This window comes from Gemmatimonas phototrophica, assembly GCF_000695095.2.
In the GTDB taxonomy this organism is placed as follows: Bacteria; Gemmatimonadota; Gemmatimonadetes; order Gemmatimonadales; family Gemmatimonadaceae; genus Gemmatimonas; species Gemmatimonas phototrophica.
Window position 1 is genome coordinate 273,318 of record NZ_CP011454.1, and the last position, 18,235, is coordinate 291,552.

At 65.1% G+C, this 18,235-nt stretch carries 18 protein-coding genes; 15 read left to right on the top strand and 3 right to left on the bottom strand.

All coding sequences use genetic code 11. The features are described from left to right. The 3 genes from GEMMAAP_RS01205 (at position 1) to GEMMAAP_RS01215 (ending at position 1,812) form a co-directional block, all read left to right on the top strand. A complete protein-coding gene (locus tag GEMMAAP_RS01205; protein WP_026849103.1) occupies positions 1-603 on the top strand; it encodes a hypothetical protein in 603 nt (200 codons plus the stop codon). Further along, complete coding sequence (locus tag GEMMAAP_RS01210; protein WP_026849104.1) at positions 603-1,175, top strand: hypothetical protein; 573 nt, start codon at positions 603-605, stop codon at positions 1,173-1,175. Before GEMMAAP_RS01205 ends, GEMMAAP_RS01210 begins: the two co-directional genes overlap by 1 nt. A gap of 70 nt (positions 1,176-1,245) precedes the next feature. After that, positions 1,246-1,812, top strand: a complete 567-nt coding sequence (locus tag GEMMAAP_RS01215) for a hypothetical protein (RefSeq protein ID WP_026849105.1) — start codon at positions 1,246-1,248, stop codon at positions 1,810-1,812. Here the strand turns inward: GEMMAAP_RS01215 and GEMMAAP_RS01220 are convergent. The 3 genes from GEMMAAP_RS01220 to argR all read right to left on the bottom strand — a co-directional run bounded on the left by GEMMAAP_RS01220 (position 1,809) and on the right by argR (position 4,591). After that, positions 1,809-2,468 carry an HAD family hydrolase gene (locus GEMMAAP_RS01220; protein WP_026849106.1) on the bottom strand — a complete coding sequence of 220 codons (660 nt, stop codon included), beginning with the start codon at positions 2,466-2,468 and terminating at the stop codon, positions 1,809-1,811. The genes GEMMAAP_RS01215 and GEMMAAP_RS01220 overlap by 4 nt on opposite strands. A 23-nt stretch (positions 2,469-2,491) precedes the next feature. Then, positions 2,492-3,889, bottom strand: coding sequence for an argininosuccinate lyase (argH, locus tag GEMMAAP_RS01225; protein ID WP_043580112.1), 1,398 nt, complete (start codon positions 3,887-3,889; stop codon positions 2,492-2,494). Positions 3,890-4,123: 234 nt separating this feature from the next. Next, entirely contained in the window at positions 4,124-4,591 is a 468-nt protein-coding gene (gene argR / locus GEMMAAP_RS01230) for an arginine repressor (RefSeq protein WP_026849108.1), read from the bottom strand. A gap of 161 nt (positions 4,592-4,752) precedes the next feature. Here argR and argC point away from each other — a divergent pair, with 161 nt between their 5' ends. From argC to GEMMAAP_RS01290, 12 genes are all read left to right on the top strand, one after another. Then, positions 4,753-5,772, top strand: coding sequence for an N-acetyl-gamma-glutamyl-phosphate reductase (gene argC / locus GEMMAAP_RS01235; protein ID WP_026849109.1), 1,020 nt, complete (start codon positions 4,753-4,755; stop codon positions 5,770-5,772). Next, positions 5,769-6,524 carry an acetylglutamate kinase gene (argB, locus tag GEMMAAP_RS01240; RefSeq protein WP_053333909.1) on the top strand — a complete coding sequence of 252 codons (756 nt, stop codon included), beginning with the start codon at positions 5,769-5,771 and terminating at the stop codon, positions 6,522-6,524. Before argC ends, argB begins: the two co-directional genes overlap by 4 nt. A 41-nt stretch (positions 6,525-6,565) precedes the next feature. Further along, complete coding sequence (locus tag GEMMAAP_RS01245; protein ID WP_145978937.1) at positions 6,566-7,792, top strand: aspartate aminotransferase family protein; 1,227 nt, start codon at positions 6,566-6,568, stop codon at positions 7,790-7,792. A gap of 625 nt (positions 7,793-8,417) precedes the next feature. Further along, positions 8,418-10,004 carry an alkaline phosphatase family protein gene (locus tag GEMMAAP_RS01250; RefSeq protein ID WP_026849110.1) on the top strand — a complete coding sequence of 529 codons (1,587 nt, stop codon included), beginning with the start codon at positions 8,418-8,420 and terminating at the stop codon, positions 10,002-10,004. Between the two features lie 26 nt (positions 10,005-10,030). Further along, positions 10,031-10,621 carry a hypothetical protein gene (locus GEMMAAP_RS01255; protein ID WP_026849111.1) on the top strand — a complete coding sequence of 197 codons (591 nt, stop codon included), beginning with the start codon at positions 10,031-10,033 and terminating at the stop codon, positions 10,619-10,621. A gap of 100 nt (positions 10,622-10,721) precedes the next feature. Beyond that, complete coding sequence (locus tag GEMMAAP_RS01260) at positions 10,722-12,854, top strand: M20/M25/M40 family metallo-hydrolase (protein ID WP_053333910.1); 2,133 nt, start codon at positions 10,722-10,724, stop codon at positions 12,852-12,854. A 55-nt stretch (positions 12,855-12,909) separates the two neighbouring features. Next, complete coding sequence (locus GEMMAAP_RS01265) at positions 12,910-13,233, top strand: rhodanese-like domain-containing protein (RefSeq protein ID WP_026849112.1); 324 nt, start codon at positions 12,910-12,912, stop codon at positions 13,231-13,233. A 16-nt stretch (positions 13,234-13,249) separates the two neighbouring features. Next, entirely contained in the window at positions 13,250-14,143 is an 894-nt protein-coding gene (locus GEMMAAP_RS01270) for an alpha/beta hydrolase (protein ID WP_053333911.1), read from the top strand. Between the two features lie 275 nt (positions 14,144-14,418). Next, the gene (locus GEMMAAP_RS01275; protein WP_026849113.1) at positions 14,419-15,561 is read left to right on the top strand and encodes a Re/Si-specific NAD(P)(+) transhydrogenase subunit alpha; all 1,143 of its coding nucleotides are present in this window, start codon (positions 14,419-14,421) and stop codon (positions 15,559-15,561) included. A 3-nt stretch (positions 15,562-15,564) separates the two neighbouring features. Continuing rightward, positions 15,565-15,882, top strand: a complete 318-nt coding sequence (locus GEMMAAP_RS01280) for a proton-translocating transhydrogenase family protein (protein ID WP_043580121.1) — start codon at positions 15,565-15,567, stop codon at positions 15,880-15,882. 14 nt (positions 15,883-15,896) lie between these two features. After that, positions 15,897-17,333 (top strand): NAD(P)(+) transhydrogenase (Re/Si-specific) subunit beta, encoded by a 1,437-nt coding sequence (locus GEMMAAP_RS01285; RefSeq protein ID WP_043580387.1) that lies wholly within the window; start codon positions 15,897-15,899, stop codon positions 17,331-17,333. 127 nt (positions 17,334-17,460) lie between these two features. Further along, the gene (locus GEMMAAP_RS01290) at positions 17,461-18,234 is read left to right on the top strand and encodes an acyl-CoA desaturase (RefSeq protein WP_043580389.1); all 774 of its coding nucleotides are present in this window, start codon (positions 17,461-17,463) and stop codon (positions 18,232-18,234) included. Position 18,235: the final 1 nt, after the last annotated feature.

Genomic DNA, 18,235 nt, shown 5'->3' on the forward strand with positions numbered 1-18,235 from the left:
ATGTTCACTCGTTCGGTACGTACCACGGCGCTGGCTATGGGCCTCGCGACGCTCGCCCTCACGGCCGGAGCCCCGCGCCCGCTGCGCGCACAACCCCAGACAGCGGCCACGGCCACGGTCTCGTCGCCGCGCCATGTGTTGTCCATCAACCCCTTTCTGCCACTGGCCGGATACTTCCAGGGGGAGTTCGAAACCAAGCTCAAGGAAAATGTGGCGCTGGCCGTTTCCGGCGCGCACGCGCGGCTTGATGACTACTACACCAGCCTTGATGTGAAGCTGCGGCTTTATCCGCAGGAACGTGGGCTGGAAGGGTTTGGTCTGGCCGCGGGCGGTGGCTTTGGCCGCATTCGCGAGGACAGCTATACGGAACCCTTGGCGTGCATCGCGCTCGTGGGTGTCGTTTGCCCGGACGTCGGCCGCCGCTCGGTGAGCGGCGCCACCTTCTCGGTGGAAGCGCACTATCAGTTCCTGCTGGGGCGCGCGCGCAAAACGAGCGTGGCGTTTGGCGCGGGGGCAAAGCGCTATTTCGTGGATACGCGTTCCAACGAAAGTTTCCAGGAACTGGTCCCCACACTGCGGCTGACCATTGGGTACGCCTTCTGATGCGTTCCTCGGCGGTGCTGGTCATCGCGGCGTTGAGCACCCTGCCGAACGCAACGCGCCTGTCGGCGCAGTCGCCGCGCCGCATTATGTCGATCAATCATGTCCTGCTGATCACCGGGAGCGTGCAGGGCGAAGTTGAGCAGCGCGTGAGTCCTCGGGTGTCCGTAGCGCTCAGCGGTTCTGCGGTGCGGTTGGCCGATCGCTATACCAACGCGGACCTCAAGCTGCGCTACTATCCCAATCCCCGAGGGCGCGTGCTCGACGGCGTGGGCTTTGCCATTGGCGCCGGTTATGGACACGTGACCGATCGGAACGTCGGCGTCATCTGCGCGTCCAGTCCTCCAGGGGGAGGCGGGGGCGGATGCTACGACTTTTCCGAGAGCTACGCCGGACCAACCGTGACGGCGGAAGTGACGCACCAGTGGATCGCCAAGGCGCCGCACCACATGGTGTTGACTGTCGGTGCGGGCGTGAAGCGGTACTTTGTGGAGGAGCGGTTACCCGCCACACTGCAGGGCTTTCCGCAACTCACCGGAACCGCGCGGGTCAGCGTTGGGTACGCCCTCTATTAAGCGGTGGCGCTGCCACCCTGTTGGCACGGTACACCCCCCGACAGCTTCTCCCTTCACACCCCACCGCACTATGCCCATCACCCGTCGTCACGTCGCCGCCCTCGCACTTGGCGCCCTGGTCCTCACTCTTCCGGCCACGCCTGTGTTGGCGCAGGGCCCCGGCAAGGTGGTTTCCATCAATCCCTTCCTGCCACTCGCCGGGTTTTTCCAGGGCGAGTTCGAGGGGCGGATCAAGGACAACCTCGCCGTGGCGGTGAGTGCTTCGCACATCCAGTTCGACGACATCTACACCAACGCCGACGTGAAGCTGCGCCTGTACCCGCAGGAGCGCGGTCTGCAGGGCTTCGCCATTGCCACCGGGTTGGGATACGGGCGCATTCGCAACGAGAACATCGACGAATTTTGCACGGGGATTCCCAACGTGGATTGTGCGGCGCAGACAAAATCCACCAGCGGCGCCACCTTCTCCGTGGAAATGCACTACCAGTGGCTGCTCGGCAAATCGCGCAACACCGCGGTCACGCTCGGCGGCGGCGCGAAGCGCTACTACATCGGCGAAGAGACGAAGAACGGGTTTGACAACTTCCAGGAGTATCTGCCCACGTTGCGCCTTACCGTGGGCTACGCGTTCCGCTAACGGATGAACGCCAGCAGTTCACGCAGGTTGAACACGGTGTGCACCGCCCCGGCGGCCATGAGCCGCTCGGGCGACACCAGTTCGGCGTAGCCAATTACCGTCATCCCGGCGGTGCTGGCGCCAAAAACGCCGAGCGGACTGTCTTCCACCACAATGGTGCGCGACGGGGCAAAGCCCAGTTGCTGGGCGGCGTGCAGAAACAGATCGGGGGCCGGCTTGGGGCGGGCCACGTCTACGGCCGAAAACCGTCGCCCTTCGAAGCGGGACAGCAGCCCGGTGGCGCCCAGCGTCGTTTCCATCTTTTCGTGTTCGCCGTTCGAAGCAACGCCGTATCCCACATCGGCCGCATCGAGCGCATCGAGCACCTCAACAATGCCATCAACGGCGACGACTTCGCTGGCCAGCGCCACCTTCACCTGCGCATAAAAATCGGTGAGCAGGGAATCGGGTGGTGTGTGCCCCAACTGCTCGGTGACAATCTCCAGGCAGCGCGCCATGGAATTGCCCAGATACGTCGCAAGCGACTGCTCCGTGGTGGTGGGGAGCCCAATGTTGGTCAGCAGCCCGGCCCACACGCGACTGGTAATGCGTTCGCTGTCCACCAGCACCCCGTCGCAATCGAACAGGATGCCATCGTAGCGGGCGCCGTTGAACACGACCCCCGTCTCCGGCGTGCCGCTCACAGTGCGTGGGCAGCCAGCGCCGCGTGCGCCTGCGCAATCTGCACCCGCACGGCTTCGGGGCCGGTGCCGCCGGCAATGTTGCGTGCGGCCAGCGATGCTTCGGCGCCCAACGCATCACGCGCATCATCGCCAAAGAGTGCGTGCGCCGTGCTGAACGCGGCGGCAGGCAGTTCGGTCATCTCAATGCCGGCTTCTTCGGCTTGACGCACCAGTGAGCCCACGGCGCCGTGCGCTTCGCGGAAGGTGGCACCCTTCTTTACCAGATAGTCCGCCAGATCGGTGGCCATCATGGCGCTCGATACCGCGCCACGCATGCGCTCGCGATTGAAGCGCAATTCTCCAATGGCGCCGGCCATGGAAGGCAACACCAAGTGCAGCAGATCCACCGCGTTGAACATGGCGCGCTTGTCGTCTTGCAAGTCCTTGCTGTAGCCGCTGGGCAGCCCCTTGATGGTGCCGAGCAATGATACGAGGTCGCCCAACACCCGGGCACCGCCGCCACGCGCGAGCTCAAAGACATCGGGATTGCGCTTCTGCGGCATCATGCTGCTGCCGGTGCTGAAGCCATCGCCAAACTTGATGAAGCCAAACTCGCTCGAGCCGTAAATGATCATGTCTTCGGCAATGCGCGAGCAGTGCACGGCCACCATGGTGCACACGAACATCGTTTCCGCGACAAAGTCACGATCGCCGGTGGCGTCGATGCTGTTGGGGGAGATGGCCAGAAAGTCGAGTTCGTCGCGCAGCACATCGCGTGGCACCGGGAACGCCGAACCGGCAATGGCGCCGGAGCCGAGTGGCAAGGTGGAAGTGCCACGTAGTGCATTGGCCAGGCGGGCGCGATCGCGCTCGAGGGGCCAGAAGTGCGCCAGCAGCCAGTGGGCGCCGCTGACGGGCTGGGCCCGCTGCAGGTGCGTGTACGCCGGCAAAATGGCGTCGGCAATCTGTTCGGCCTGCGTGAGCAGCGCCTGCTGCAGCTCACGGATGGCCACGTCGAGCTTGCGACAGGCGTCCATCGTCCAGAGCCGTGAGGCGGTGGCCACCTGATCGTTGCGCGAGCGGCCGGTGTGCAGCTTGGAGGCCACGGTTCCGGCCTCCTCGTGCAGCAGCCGGTCGATCATGGTGTGGATGTCCTCGTCGGTGGCGATGGGCTGCGCACCGTCGGCAATGCGCGCCGCTACGCGATCGAGCCCACTGCGCAACGCGTCCGCTTCGTCCATGGTGAACACGCCGGCCTTGGCCAGCGCGAGCGCCCACGCCCGGGACAGCCGGATGTCGTGCGGCCAGAGCCGGAAGTCGGTGCCAATGGAGCGGTTGATCGCGTCGAGCAGCGGCGACGGGCCACCGGCAAAGCGGCCCCCCCAGAGTTTATGCGTTGCGGCGTCGTTGGACATCAGAGCACGAAGATTGATGAGAGCACCGGAAAGCAGCGGTTGCCGGTGCGGGGTTCAAGTTGGGGGGACTTTGACTGACGACTGAAAACTCTAACTGAAGACTGAAAACTCCAACTGAAAACTGACAAGTTGCCCGCCCACAGGCGGAAGGGCAGACTTTGCGTACGGGAGAGAAGTTTTCAGTGGTCAGTCTGAGTTGTCAGTTTTCAGTTCGAGTTTTCAGTTTTCAGTTCCTTACACCCGTATATACGCCCGGAGCTTCCGCAGCACCCGTTCGGTTCCCTCCGGGCTCCGGCAGATAATGAGCACCGTATCATCGCCGGCAATGGTGCCGGCCACGTCGGGCCACTCCAGCTGGTCGAGCACCTCGGCGACCGGCTGCGCGCCCGATTTCATGGTACGGGCCACGACCAGCGCCTGCACGCCCTCCACCCCGGTGAGCAGTTCCGGCAGCATGCGTTCCAGCCGTGCGAGCGCCACTTCGCCCCCGGCCGTGGTGTTCTCGGGAAAGGCATATCGTGCCCGCCCCTGGCCACCGGGAATGCGCGCCAGCCGCAGCTCGCGCAGGTCACGGGAGAGGGTGGACTGCGTGACGTCCCAGCCGCGTTTGGCCAGCTTCCGGCGCAGCTCTTCCTGGCTGGCCACTGCATGTGCCGACACGATGTCACGAATGACAGCGTGCCGGTCGGATTTATCGGACACGGGTACTCCACGGACAAACGGGAACGTCAGGCGATGTCGCACACCGGACCGGCATAAATACTTCGGAGACGAACGATGATTGACAGCGCGTGCATGCAAAATTATGCATTAATACTGCATAGTATGCCATCCTGAATCAACCGTCTTCCGTATCGTCGATCGTGCCTCAGTCTGCCGTTGCTCCGACCTATCGCGTGGGTGTCCTTGGCGCGTCCGGCTATTCCGGGCGTGAGCTATGCGCCCTCGTGCTGGGCCACCCGAACCTGACGTTGGCGTTTGCCACGGCCAATTCGCAGCGCGGCACCACGCTGCGCGTGCGGGCGGGCGGGCGCGTGCACGACGTGCCCATGGTGGCGCCGGAGGAGGCTGACCTGGCCGGTGTGGATCTCGTGTTTGCGGCGCTGCCGCACGGGGCGAGTGCGGAGTGGATTGGCAAAGTCATCGCGGCCGGCGCCCGCGTGGTGGATCTGTCCAGCGATCTGCGCCCGGGACACGGCGGCGTGACCCACGCGCTCCCCGCGGGCGTGCCGGCCGACGCCCCTTATGGCATGCCAGAGCTGTTCCGCGCCGATATGGCGAACGCGCGCGTAGTGGCCAACCCCGGGTGCTACGCCACGAGCATTCTGGTGGCGCTCGCCCCGCTCGCGAAGTCCGGACTCATTGCGCCGGGTGCCACGGTCAACATCTCGTCGGCCAGTGGTGTGAGTGGAGCCGGGGCCAGCCCCAAGCTCGAACTGCTCTTCGCCGAAATCACCGAAGACTTCCGCGCCTACGGCGTGGGCAACGCGCATCGCCATCTGTATGAAATGCGGGCCACGCTGGCACGTCTTGGCGCCGACTGCGACCTGCTGTTCACGCCGCATCTGCTGCCGGTGGACCGCGGTATTCTGAGCACCATTTCAGTGCCGCTGTCACGCCCGCTCAGCGATGCGCTGGCGCCATACCGCGAGGCCTACGCCAACGAACCGTTTGTGGAGCTCACCACAGGGTTGCCGGCGCTGGCAGATGTACAGCACCGCAACGTGGTGCGCATTGGCGCCGTCATTCCCACGGGTCTGCGACAGGACACGCTGCTGGTGTTCAGCGCGATCGACAACCTCGTAAAGGGTGCGGCGGGGCAGGCGGTGCAGAACGCGAATATCATGCTGGGCCTGGATGAAGGAGCGGGGTTGCAGGCATGATTTGCATCAAGCTCGGTGGCCGCACCCAAAACGATCCACTGCTCCCCGCTGCCATTGCTGCCTTGTGGCAGTCAACGGGCGGCCAAGTGGTCGTCGTGCACGGCGGTGGCGATCAGATCAGCGCGCTGCAGCGGCTGCGCGGGGAAGAGCCGGTATTCATTGGCGGACGGCGTGTCACCACGGATACGGCGCTGGAACTCGTTCGCATGGTGCTGAGCGGCCTGGCCAACAAGCAGATGGTGAGTGCGTTGGTCGCGGCGGGAGCGCCGGCGGTGGGGATCAGCGGCGAAGACGCGGCGCTGCTGCGCGCGACCCCTATAGATGTGGCCCAGTTCGGGCACTCCGGCACGCCCTCGGTGGTGAACCCCGGCGTGGTGACGGCGCTGCTCGCCGCCGGGTATCTGCCGGTCATTTCGCCGGTGGCGGCGCGCGAGCATGAGGGTGAATCGGGCGCGTACAACGTGAACGGCGATGATGCCGCCGCGGCGATTGCGGCAGCGTTGGGGGCCACGGAGCTGTTCCTCATGGCCGATGTGCCGGGCGTGCTCGATGGCAACAAGCAACAGCTGGCGCAGCTCACGCTCGATGAAACGCGGGCGTTGGTGGCAAGTGGTGTTGCGGGCGGCGGGATGGCCGCCAAGCTGGACGCCTGCGCGACGGCGCTGGCGGGTGGTGTTTCACGGGTGCGCATCGGCGATCTCGCCGCGCTCACCGTTCCCCAAGCGGGAACTGCGATCGTCGCGCGCGCCTAACGACGTCTCCTTTTTCGTCTCATTTCTTTCCGGTAGCTGCCATGACGTCAACGATGATCCCGCCCGTGTCCCCATCGGCCGCCGCGCCGACGGCGACTCCCGCTCCGTTGCCCGCCATTCTGGGCACGTACAAGCGACAGGCGCCGCTCTTCGTGCGCGGCGATGGCGTGTACATGATTGACGAGACCGGCAAGCGCTATCTCGACTTTGTGGCCGGGATTGCCGTGACGTCGCTGGGGCACAACGACGCCGGTGTGAACAACGCGCTGCAGGAGTCCATTGCCTCGGGGCTCATTCACACCTCCAACCTGTACCGCACGGCACCGGGTGAGGCGCTCGCGCAGTGGCTCGTGGATCACTCGTTCGCGAGCAGTGTCTTCTTTTCCAACTCGGGCGCCGAAGCCAACGAAGGCGCCTTCAAGTTTGCGCGGCGGTGGGCCAGAAGCACGCCGCACGTGGCCAAGCACGAAATCATTGCGGTGCGTGGCTCCTTCCACGGTCGGCTGCCGGGCACGCTCGCGGCCACCGATCGCCCGGCATACCGGTTGCCGTTCCGCCCGCTCATGGGTGGCGTGAGCATCGTGGAGCGCGACCTCGACGAGCTGCGCACGGTGCTCGATACACAAACCGTCGCGGCGGTCATTGTGGAACCCATTCAGGGCGAAGGCGGGGTGCGGGTCGTGGATCCGGAGTTCCTGCGGGGACTGCGGGCACTCACCGCAGAGCGCGACGTCCTGCTCATTCTCGACGAAATCCAGTGCGGGCTGGGACGCACGGGGAGCTTCTTTGCTTACGAGCAGCTGGGCATTGAGCCGGACATGCTCACCATTGCCAAGCCGCTCGCGAACGGCCTCCCCATTGGCGCCATTCTGGTGAACGAAAAAGTCGCGCGCACCATGCAGCCGGGCGATCATGGCACCACGTTCGGCGGTGGCCCGCTGCTGGCGCATGTGGCGCACCACGTCGTACAGCGTCTGTCCGACCCGGCGCTGCTGCAGCATGTCCGCGAAGTGGGCGCCTGGTTCGGTGAACAGCTGCAGGGGATTGCCGACCGCACCGGTTCCGTGCGCGCCATTCGCGGCAAGGGCCTCATGTGGGGCATGGACGTGCATGAGCCGGCCGCGGCCATCATTGGACGCGCCTTCGACCGCGGCCTGCTCATGGTGAGCGCCGGCGAACACACGCTGCGCTTCTTGCCGCCGCTGGTCATTTCGCAGGCCGAGTTGGCGAGCGGACTGGAGATTCTCGAAGCGGCAATGAAGGGCTGAAAGCAAAAGCTCTCACAGAGGCCTCGGAGGAAACAGAGGCCACAGTGCGAACAACACGAGATCTACGGAGTAGGCTTTGTATCCTCCGTTGCCTCAGTGACCTCTGTGCGATTGCTGTTCAAACCACGCCAGCCTGATGCAACGTGAACGTGCGTGCGCCAAACTCGGCGTACGCGCGTTTTGCTTTGCCTCTAGTGCAAACGCGTGGAATGCACAATATTGACGGCGCCATCACGTGCCTCCGTGATCGGTGCGGGACGCCACGCGGTGTTTGCGTGTGTGCACTCCGCGATGTGCACCAGCCCGTGTGTCGTTGTTGTACCGGCGGTGTTGGCCCTGTCCTGGCGCGTCGATCCGGCGACGTGCACGAGGCCGGACGGGCTGGCTGCCGTTGCGTGGCGGGTTCGCGTGAGCGACTTACTGCAGACGGCAGACCGCAGCAAGCACAGACGGCAGTTGGCAGGAATTCTGAAACGGGGGCCACGACCACGTGGCCCCCGTTTTCATTTTCCCTCCGCCCTTCCTGCCCCCTGATCTCTGCCCCCTGCCCCCTGCCCCCTGCTTCCTGTTCGTTCGTCACGAGCACGTTACCCGCCCCGCCGCACCCTCGCGCTACATTTCCCGCATGACCTTCCGAGCCCTCGCCGCCGCTGCGGCCCTCGCGCTGCCGACCGCCGTGTCGGCGCAGCAAAAGCCCACGCTCGTCGTGCAGATCACCGTCGACCAGCTGCGTCCCGACTATCTCGACAAATGGGGGCCGCAGTTTACCGGTGGCCTCAAGCGCTTCCTCACGAAGGGCGCCTTCTTTACCCAGGCGTTCCACGATCACGCCACCACGGAAACTGCCCCCGGGCACGCGACCCTCTGGTCGGGGCGCTTTCCGCGCAACACCGGCATTGTCATCAATGACCTCGGCGTTGCCGACGCCCAGTCACCGCTGTTGAGCGGGCGCGGTGGTGGTGCCTCCCCCTGGCGCTTCCGTGGGTCGGCGCTGTTCGATTGGGTTCGCGCCCGCGACCAGTTCTCGCGCGCGCTCTCCGTGTCACGCAAGGATCGCGGCGCCATCCTGCCGCTCGGCAAAGCCAAGCAGCAGGTGTACTGGTACGGCCTCGACGGTCGCTTCATTACCAGCCGGTACTACGCCGACACGCTCCCCACCTGGGTGCAGCAGTTCAATGCGCGCGACGGGGCCGCCAAGTGGCTGGGACAAACCTGGTCGCCGCTGCTGCCGGCCTCGGCGTACACCGAACGTGACAGCATCGACTACGAGCACGAAGGGCGCGACATCGCCTTTCCGCATACGCTCAACAAAGATCGCCGCCTGGGCTTTGATTCACTCGCCTCGTTCCCGTGGATGGACGAGTACACCGTAGACATGGCGCTTGCCGGCGTGCAGGCCATGGACCTGGGCAAAGGCCCCACCACCGACGTGCTCGCGGTGTCGCTGTCTACCACTGATGCCGTGGGCCACGCGTGGGGACCCGACTCCAAGGAGCTGCATGATCAGGTGCTGCGTGTGGATCGCGCCCTTGGCCGGCTCATCGATTCGCTGTACAAAATGCGTGACTCTACCCGCATCGTCTTTGCCCTCGGCTCCGATCACGGGGTGACGCCGTATCCACTCGCCACCTTTGCCGGCACCGACCCCAATCGTGGTCGCGTGGATGTTCGTCCGGTGATGAGCGCGGTGGGCAGCGCCCTCGTGGCACGTGGGCTCGAGACCGACGCCCTCGAGTATCAGGACAAGATGGTCATGCTCGACCGGCGCCGTTTTGCGGCCAAGGGGATCAACGCCGACTCCACCATTGCGGCGCTGCGGACCGCTCTGCTGGCCCTTCCCGGCATGGCCCGCGTGGACCGCGTCACCATGCTGGCGGCCAACGCGGCCAAGGGCGACAAGATTGCCCGACGCTGGTACAACTCGTTGCCGCCGGACATGGAGGTCGTGCTCACGGTGACGTTCAAGTCGGGCTACTATGTGGCCACCACGCGCTACGCCACGCACGGCACGCCGTACGATCTCGATGCCCATATCCCTGTGCTCTTCATGGGCCCCGGCATCAAAGCGGGACGTTTCACCACTCCCATTCGCTCTGTAGATGTCGCCCCCACGTTGGCGTACCTGCTGCACGTGGAGCCCATTGAGCCAATCGATGGGCGTATTCTCACCTCCGTGCTCACGTCGCCGCCGTCGCCGCGCGCGCGCCGCTGACCTCCGGGAACGCGTCACCTCACCGCATGACCAGCCTCGACCGCGCCTTCGATGACCTGCGCTTTGGCAGCAGCCGCACGCTCAACTTGCGTGCGCTGCAGCCTACGGCATTGCAGGCCACGGCGCTGGCCGAACGCTGGCTGCGCGAGCAGCAGGTGCTGGGCGCCGACGAGGCGCTCGTGATTACGGGACGTGGCAACAACAGCGTGGACGGCTATTCGCCGGTCCGCGAATCCATCGTGAAGCTGCTGCCGTCGCTCCGCCGCCGGAACGTGATTGCCGGCTACGCCGAGCATACGCCGGGATCGTTTGTGGTCACGTTCGCGCCGGTGACATCGCTCTTCGAAACGCCAAAGCGGCGTCGCGAAAAGCCCGGCCCCGTCCCCCGTCCGCCGTCGCTGCAGGGGCTCGACGACGAAACGGTGCGCCAGCTGCGCGACCTCGCCGTCATGTCGCTGGCCGTCCTGGGGCTCAATTCCCCCACGCGGGTCCAGCTGGAAGACGAAATGCTGCGGCAGTTTACGGTGCTGTCGGCGGCGCTTCCCGATGGAGTGGACCGCGAGGCCTTGCTGCAGCAGGCCATGCTGCGGGCGGCGGAGGAGTACGAGGCGGGATAAACAACGAGGGAGCAGGACGCAGAGGGGGCAGGAGGCAGGGTGCAGAGGGGGGTGAGGTGGTAGTTTGGTACAGTTCACCTACCCCTACAGGAGACCGTTTGTGATTGGTCGCTTCCGTGCTGTTGCGCGACGCTCGGCGCTTTTGGTGCCGCTGGCCGGTGCCCCGGCGCTGCTCTCAGCGCAGTCTTCCATTCCCGGCTATTCGCCGTCGGCGGCGTATGCGCAGCGGCAGCTGGAGCAGGCGGCCATTGCCGGCCCGGTGGCGTCGCGCGCCAAGGCACACTCGGCGGCGCTCTCCAAGGAGCCACACATTGCCGGCACGCCGGCGCAGAAGCGCACCGCCGACTACGTCATGGCGCAAATGAAGGCCATGGGGCTCGAGACGGAGCTCCGGACGTATGACGTGTGGCTGCCGCACGCCACCTCGGTGAAGATCACGCGCATGCACCGTGATACCAGCGCACTCGACTTGGTGGAGCCGCCCATCGCGAGCGACCCGGCGACGCAGCTGCCGCAGTATCTCACCGTGAATGGCTCCAGCGGCGCCGGCGTGGGCGAAGGCGACGTGGTGTTTGTGAATTTCGGCCTCATTGAAGACTACGCCACCCTCGATTCTCTGGGCGTGAGCGTGAAGGGCAAGGTGGTGCTCTCGCGGTACGGCCGCAGCTTTCGTGGCATCAAGGCGCGCGAAGCACAAAAGCGCGGCGCGGTGGCGCTGCTCATCTACACCGATCCGCTCGACGACGGCTTCGTGACGGGCGATGTGTATCCCGAAGGCCCCATGCGTCCGCTGCAGGGAGTGCAGCGTGGCAGTGTGTTCAACGGCGCCGGCGATCCGCTCACGCCAGGCTATGCCAGCAAGGGCAACGCGCCGCGCCTCACCCCTGACCAGACGGAGCTGCCGCGTATTCCGGTGGTGCCCATCAGCGCGGCCAACGCGCAGGCGCTGCTGAGTGAGGTACGAGGCACCGATATTCCGCGCAATTGGCAGGGGGGGATGCCCATTCGGTATCACATTGGCGCCGGCCCGGTGCGCGCCCGCGTGGAAGTGACCACCGATGCGGCCACCGCCGGCACGAAGCAGATCTTCAATACGCTGGGGTATCTGCGCGGCACCGAGTTCCCCGACCAGTACGTGTACATCGGTGGGCATCGCGATTCGTGGGGCCCCGGCGCCGCGGACAACATCAGCGGTACGGTGAGCATTCTCGAAGCGGCCAATGCCCTGGCCGACATGGCGAAGAAGGGGCAGCGCCCCAAGCGCACGATTGTCTTTGCCACGTGGGACGCTGAGGAGTGGGGATTGGTGGGAAGCAGCGAATACGTGGAAGACGACTCGCTGCGTCTCAAGAAGGGCGCCGTGGCGTACCTCAATCAGGATGTGTCGGCGCAGGGGTCGCAGTTTGGTGGTGGCGGTAGCCCCAGCATGCGCGCGGCGCTGCGCGATGTGGTGAAGAGTGTGCCCGACCCGCGTGGTCGTGGCAGCGTGTATGAGGCGTGGCGGCTCACCACGGGCACGCGCGTGGATTCGCTGGAGCCGGCAATGGGCGACCCGGGCGGCGGCAGTGACTTTGCCGGCTTTTACAATCACTTTGGCATTCCCACTGCCGACTGGGGATTTGGTGGTCCGGCCGGTACCTACCATTCCGCGTACGACACGCACGCCTGGATGGAGAAGTTTGGTGACCCGGGCTTTTTGTATCACGCAGCGTCGGGACGCATTGGCGCGGCGTTCGCCCTGCGCCTGGCTAACGCCGAGGTGCTGCCGTACGACTACGCGGAGTTTGCCCGCACCATGCGTCGCTACCTGACGCCGGTGGAGCGCGGGCTCACGCAGAAGGGGTGGGCCACCGCCGGGGTGGGCACGTTGGGCGCGGCCATTACGAAACTGGAGAGCGCGGCGACCGCATTTGGCACGGCACGGGACGCGGCGCTGGAGAAGGGTGTGGCCAAGCCGGCCAAAGATGCGGCGAATGCGGCGTTGCTGACGGTGGAACGCAGCTTTGCCCGCGATCGTGGTCTCAAGAGCCGTCCGTGGTATCGCACGCTCATCTACGCATCCGACGTGGACAACGGCTACTCCAGCATGGTGTTCCCCGGCGTGAACGAGGCCATCCGATATGGCACGGAGGCCGAAACCAACGCGGAGATTACCGATCTCGTACAACGGTTCGAGGCGGCAGCCGCTGCGCTCGACACGGCTCGTGCCGCACTGACCGCGCCCGGCCGCTGAACTGTACCGGGTATTCCACGTTGCGTTGCGTATCGCTCTCGGAGTAAGGACCATCATGCCACTCGACCACCGCTCCGCCGCCGATGTTGCGGCGCTGCTCGCTACTGCCACGCCGCCGGTTGTCATTGATGTGCGGGAGCAGTGGGAGTACGACATTGCCCATCTCGAAGGCAGTGTGCTCATTCCGCTCTCCACGCTCCCCACGCGGGTGGACGCACTCGACCCTACGCGTACGTACGCCTTGCTCTGTCATCACGGCATGCGCAGTGAGATGGCAGGAAACTGGATGGCGCAGCACGGCTTTGCGCAGCTCATCAACATTGACGGTGGGATCGACGCCTGGAGTGTCGAGGTCGATCCGTCATTGGCGCGGTACTGAGCCGGGCACGAAGCCAATGAACACCGGGTGGCTGTTGACTGGCGCCGTTGGCGCGGCGGTGGCCCTCGGTGGGTGGGTCTGGCTGTGGCGTTGGCGGGTGGCGCAGCGTTTTGAGTCCAGCGATGCGGCACGTCGGCCGCGCGGCGCTAATGGGGTGGTGATTGGCGCCGAGGAGTTTTTCCTGCGCGGAACCAGCGACCGGGCGGTGTTGCTGCTGCACGGCTTCAATGACACGCCGCAGTCCATGGCGTACCTCGGCGCGCGGCTGAACGCCGTGGGGTACACGGTGCACGGACTGCGGCTCCCGGGGCACGGCTGTTCGTTGCCGGAGCTGGCCCGAGAGGCGCGGGCGGGTGCCTGGCGCGAGGCGGTGCAGTCGGCGTTCACGGCGCTCCACCTCGAGCACCGCCGGGTGTACGTGTGCGGCCAGAGCATGGGTGGTGCGCTGGCGGTGTTGCTGGCGGCGAGCCACTCCGAGATGCCGGCGGTGGCACTGCTGGCGCCATTCATTGGGCTGGAGCCGCGGTTGGGGTGGCAGTTCCGGCTGGCCCGTCTGAGTCCGGCGCCGTACCACAAAAGCCTTGGCGGGGAGCGGTCGCTGCACGATCCGGTTGCCCGCCGCGCGGCGCTGGGGCCGGGGATCGTCACCGCACAGGCGTTGCTGGCGCTGCGGACCATCGCGCTCGACGCACAGTCGGTGCTGGGGCAGGTGCGGGTGCCCACCTTATACGTGCAGAGCACCCTCGATAACCGGGTCAGTGCCGCCGCTGGTGAGAAGCATTACAACGCCATACAAGCGACAGATAAAGAACAGTTATGGCTTTCCGGGTCTGGCCACATCATTTCGGCTGACCTGGAGCGGGACCTGGTGGCCGACCGGGTGATTGCGTGGTTTGAGAGGCATCTGTGAGCTTGGCCGTTCTTGTGGGGCGGGTTGGGTGAACAGCTGGGCCCCCGCCTGCGGGGGCCCAGCTGTTGAGATAAAGCCCGCCCGACCCACGGAGCCCGGGGCCCAGCTGTTGATCGAAGCCCGGCGCCAAGCACTACGCCCGCCGCCGCCCCAAGCGACCCAAAGCATTGGGGAACAAAGCACTCCGGTATCCGGATTCTGCTCTTCCCGGGCGTGTCTGCAGCGCTGATTCAGCGGCTCGACCCGCCTGTTGTTCCACTTAGCCAGTCGCTCCCATGAAAATCTGCGTAGTCGCCGAAACAGCGCCCAACGAATCCCGCGTGGCGCTCATTCCCGACAGCGTCTCCAAACTGGTCAAGGCCGGGCACGAGGTGGTGGTGCAGGCCGGGGCCGGAGCACGCGCCCACTTCGACGATGCCAGCTACCTCGCCGCCGGGGCCTCCATTGCTCCCACCGCACTCGCCGCGCACGCCGGGGCCGAGATTGTCGTGCGGGTGCAGCGGCCAGATGACGCCGAAGTGACGCTTATCTCCGAAGGCGCGGTGCTGGTGAGCCTCATGGCCCCGGCGTCGGCCCTGGACACCGTGGTTGCGCTGTCGGCTCGCCGAGTGACCGCGCTGGCCCTGGAACTGGTCCCGCGCATTACCCGCGCGCAGAGCATGGACGTGCTCTCCAGTCAGGCCACCGTGGCCGGGTACAAGGCCGTACTCATTGGCGCGTCCTTGCTGCCGCGCTTTCTCCCCATGCTCACCACCGCTGCCGGGAGCATTACGCCGGCCAAGGCCTTCGTACTTGGCGCCGGAGTGGCCGGGCTGCAGGCGCTGGCCACCGCGCGCCGGTTGGGGGCCGTGACCAGTGGCTTCGACGTGCGCCCCGCCGCCGCCGAACAGGTCAAGTCACTCGGCGCCACCTTCGTGCAAAGCGATGTGGTGAGCGCGGCCAGCGAAGACAAGGGCGGCTACGCCAAGGCACAGAGCGACGACGAGGCGGCGCGGACCCTCGCGACGATCGCGAAGCATATCGCCTCGCAGGACCTCGTGGTCACTACGGCCCAGATCCCCGGCCGCGCCGCGCCTCGGCTCATTACGGCCGACATGGTGCGCAGCATGAAACCGGGAAGTGTGATTGTGGACCTCGCCGCCGACACCGGTGGCAACTGCGAACTCACCGTGCCTGGCGAAACGATTGAAGTGAATGGCGTGCAGGTGGTGGGCGCCACCAATCTGCCGGCCACCATGCCCACGCACGCCAGTCAGATGTTCAGCCGCAACGTGCTCACGCTGCTGCAGCACATCGTGAGCAACGAGGGCACGCTCACCATCGATCTTGCCGACGAAATCACCGGGGCCATGGCACTGACGCACGCCGGAACGCCGAAGAGCGATACGCCGAAGAGCGCTACGCCCACGAGGAGCTGACCTATGTCGATGACCGGATTCTTTCAGCTGTATGTGTTCATTCTCGCCGGCTTCGTCGGCTTCCTTGTCATTTCGCGCGTGCCGCATCTGCTGCACACGCCGCTCATGGCGGCGACGAATGCCATCAGTGGCATTTCGCTGGTGGGGTCCATTGTGCTCGCCGGCGGTCAGTACGGAAAATTGCCTACCATTCTGGGCGCCATTGCCGTGGCGTGCGCCATGACCAACGTGGTGGGTGGCTTCATCATTACCGACCGCATGCTCACCATGTTCAAGCGGCGTGACGACAAGCCGTCGTCGCCTGCGGACGGTGCGTCATGACCGACGTGCTCGCCATGACGGCAGCGGAAAGCACCGCCGGGAACGTGCAGGAGATCATTTCGCAGGTCACGTATCTCGCGGCCAGTGTGCTGTTCATGCTGGGGCTGCGCAGTCTCACGAAGCCTGACGAAGCACGTCGCGGGATGCAGCTGGCCGCCCTCGGGATGCTGCTGGCCATCATTGGGACCATGCTGCACCGGGAAATCCTCACGTACACGTGGATTGTCACGGGGCTCATTGTAGGCACGGTCGTGGGGTATCCACTGGGCAAGTTCGTGCCCATGACGGCCATGCCGCAGCGTATTGCCTTCTCGCACATGTTCGGTGCGCTCGCGGCGACGCTCGTAGGCATCGGCGAGTTCTACCACATGTATCAGGGTGAGCAGCCGTCCAACCCGTCGGCGAGTGACGCGCGCTTCAAGATGGCGGCGCTGGGCTTCGAGGTGCTCTTTGGCGCGCTCACGGTGTCGGGCTCGTTCATGGCCTTCGGCAAGCTGCAGGAGTTCATCACCGGCAAGCCGATCACGTTCAAGGGGCAGAACGTGCTCAACGGGCTGCTCTTTCTGGCCGCAGTGGGCTGCTTTGGGTGGTTGGTGGTGGAGCCCAACAACGTGCTGGCCTTCTACGCCATGGTGGGCATTTCGTTTGCCATTGGCTTCATGCTCGTGTTGCCCATTGGTGGCGCCGACATGCCGGTGGTGGTGTCGCTGCTCAATTCGTACGCCGGGTTGGCGGCGAGTGCCACCGGTTTTGCCATTGGCAACAATGTGCTCATCATTGCCGGCGCGCTCGATGGCGCCAGCGGGTTCATTCTGTCGATCGTGATGTCGAAGGCCATGAACCGCTCGTTCAGCAACGTGCTCTTTGGCGCGTTCGGGTCGGCTGGCAGTGCCGTGAGCGGCAAGACCAGCGAAGGACTCACGGCCCGCAGCGTGAGCGCCGAAGACGCCGCCGTGCAGCTGGCCTTTGCGCAGAAGGTGGTGATTGTGCCGGGCTACGGGATGGCCGTGAGTCAGGCGCAGCATCAGGTGCGCGAGTTGGCCGAGCTCATTGAGAAGAAGGGCGGGGAGGTGCGCTACGCCATTCATCCCGTGGCCGGCCGCATGCCGGGGCACATGAACGTGTTGCTGGCCGAAGCCAACGTGCCGTACGACCGCATGTACGACATGGACGAGATCAACGACTCGTTCGCCGAGGTGGATGTGGCGGTGGTGATTGGGGCGAACGATGTGGTGAACCCCGCCGCCAAAACCGACCCCGCGAGTCCCATTTATGGTATGCCCATTCTGCGCGTGAACGAGGCGCGGCAGATCATCGTGCTCAAGCGCTCCATGAACGCCGGTTTTGCGGGCATTGAGAACGAGCTGTTCTACGACGACAAGACCAGCATGCTCTTCGGGGACGCCAAGGGGTCGCTGACCAAGGTGATTTCGGAGATTAAGCAGCTGTGATTGGGGCCTTCGTGCGATCGGTTCACGGTGCCGGCGGATAGCCCCCGTGAATGCACGTGGCTAACTTTCCTCGGCTGGCCCCCGAACGGGCGGGTCAGTGCGCGATGTTCAACGTTTTGGAGCGGTCATGCCCGAGTTTGGAAGTTGGGGAGCCGATTGGTGGAAGCCGGTCGTCTTCGTGCTGGTTGCCGGTCATCTCACGAATATCTGCGTCACGCTCTTTCTGCATCGGTCGCAGACGCATCGCAGTGTGGTGTTCCACACCATTGTGGAGATGCCCATGCGCGTGTGGCTGTGGCTTACCACGGCCACCAAGACCAAGGAGTGGGTGGCTTGCCATCGCAAGCACCACGCCTTTGCCGACCGGGAAGGGGATCCACATAGCCCGGTAGTGGAAGGGTTGCGCAATATCCTGCTCAAGGGCGCCTTCTACTACCGCAACGCGGTGCGTCAGCCGGGCATGCTCGACAAGTACGGCAAGGGGACGCCCAACGACTGGATTGAGCGCCATCTGCTCGACAAGCGCTCCAACATGGGCATCTTTCTGATGCTCGCCATCAATATCTGGCTCTTTGGCTGGTTCATTGGCCCGGTGGTGTGGGGCATCCAGATGATCTGGATTCCCTTCTGGGCGGCGGGCATTGTGAACGGCGTGGGACACGCGCTGGGTTACCGCAATCATGATGTGAAAGATGAGAGCCGCAACATCACGCCCATCGCCATCATCATTGCCGGTGAGGAACTGCACAACAACCACCATGCCGACCCGCACAGCGCGAAGTTTGCACACCGCTGGTTCGAGTTCGATATCGGGTGGATGTACATCAAACTGCTGTCGCTCTTCGGGCTGGCCGAAGTGAAGTACGCGCGCGTCGGCGCGCATGTCCGCGTCGCGGAGTAAC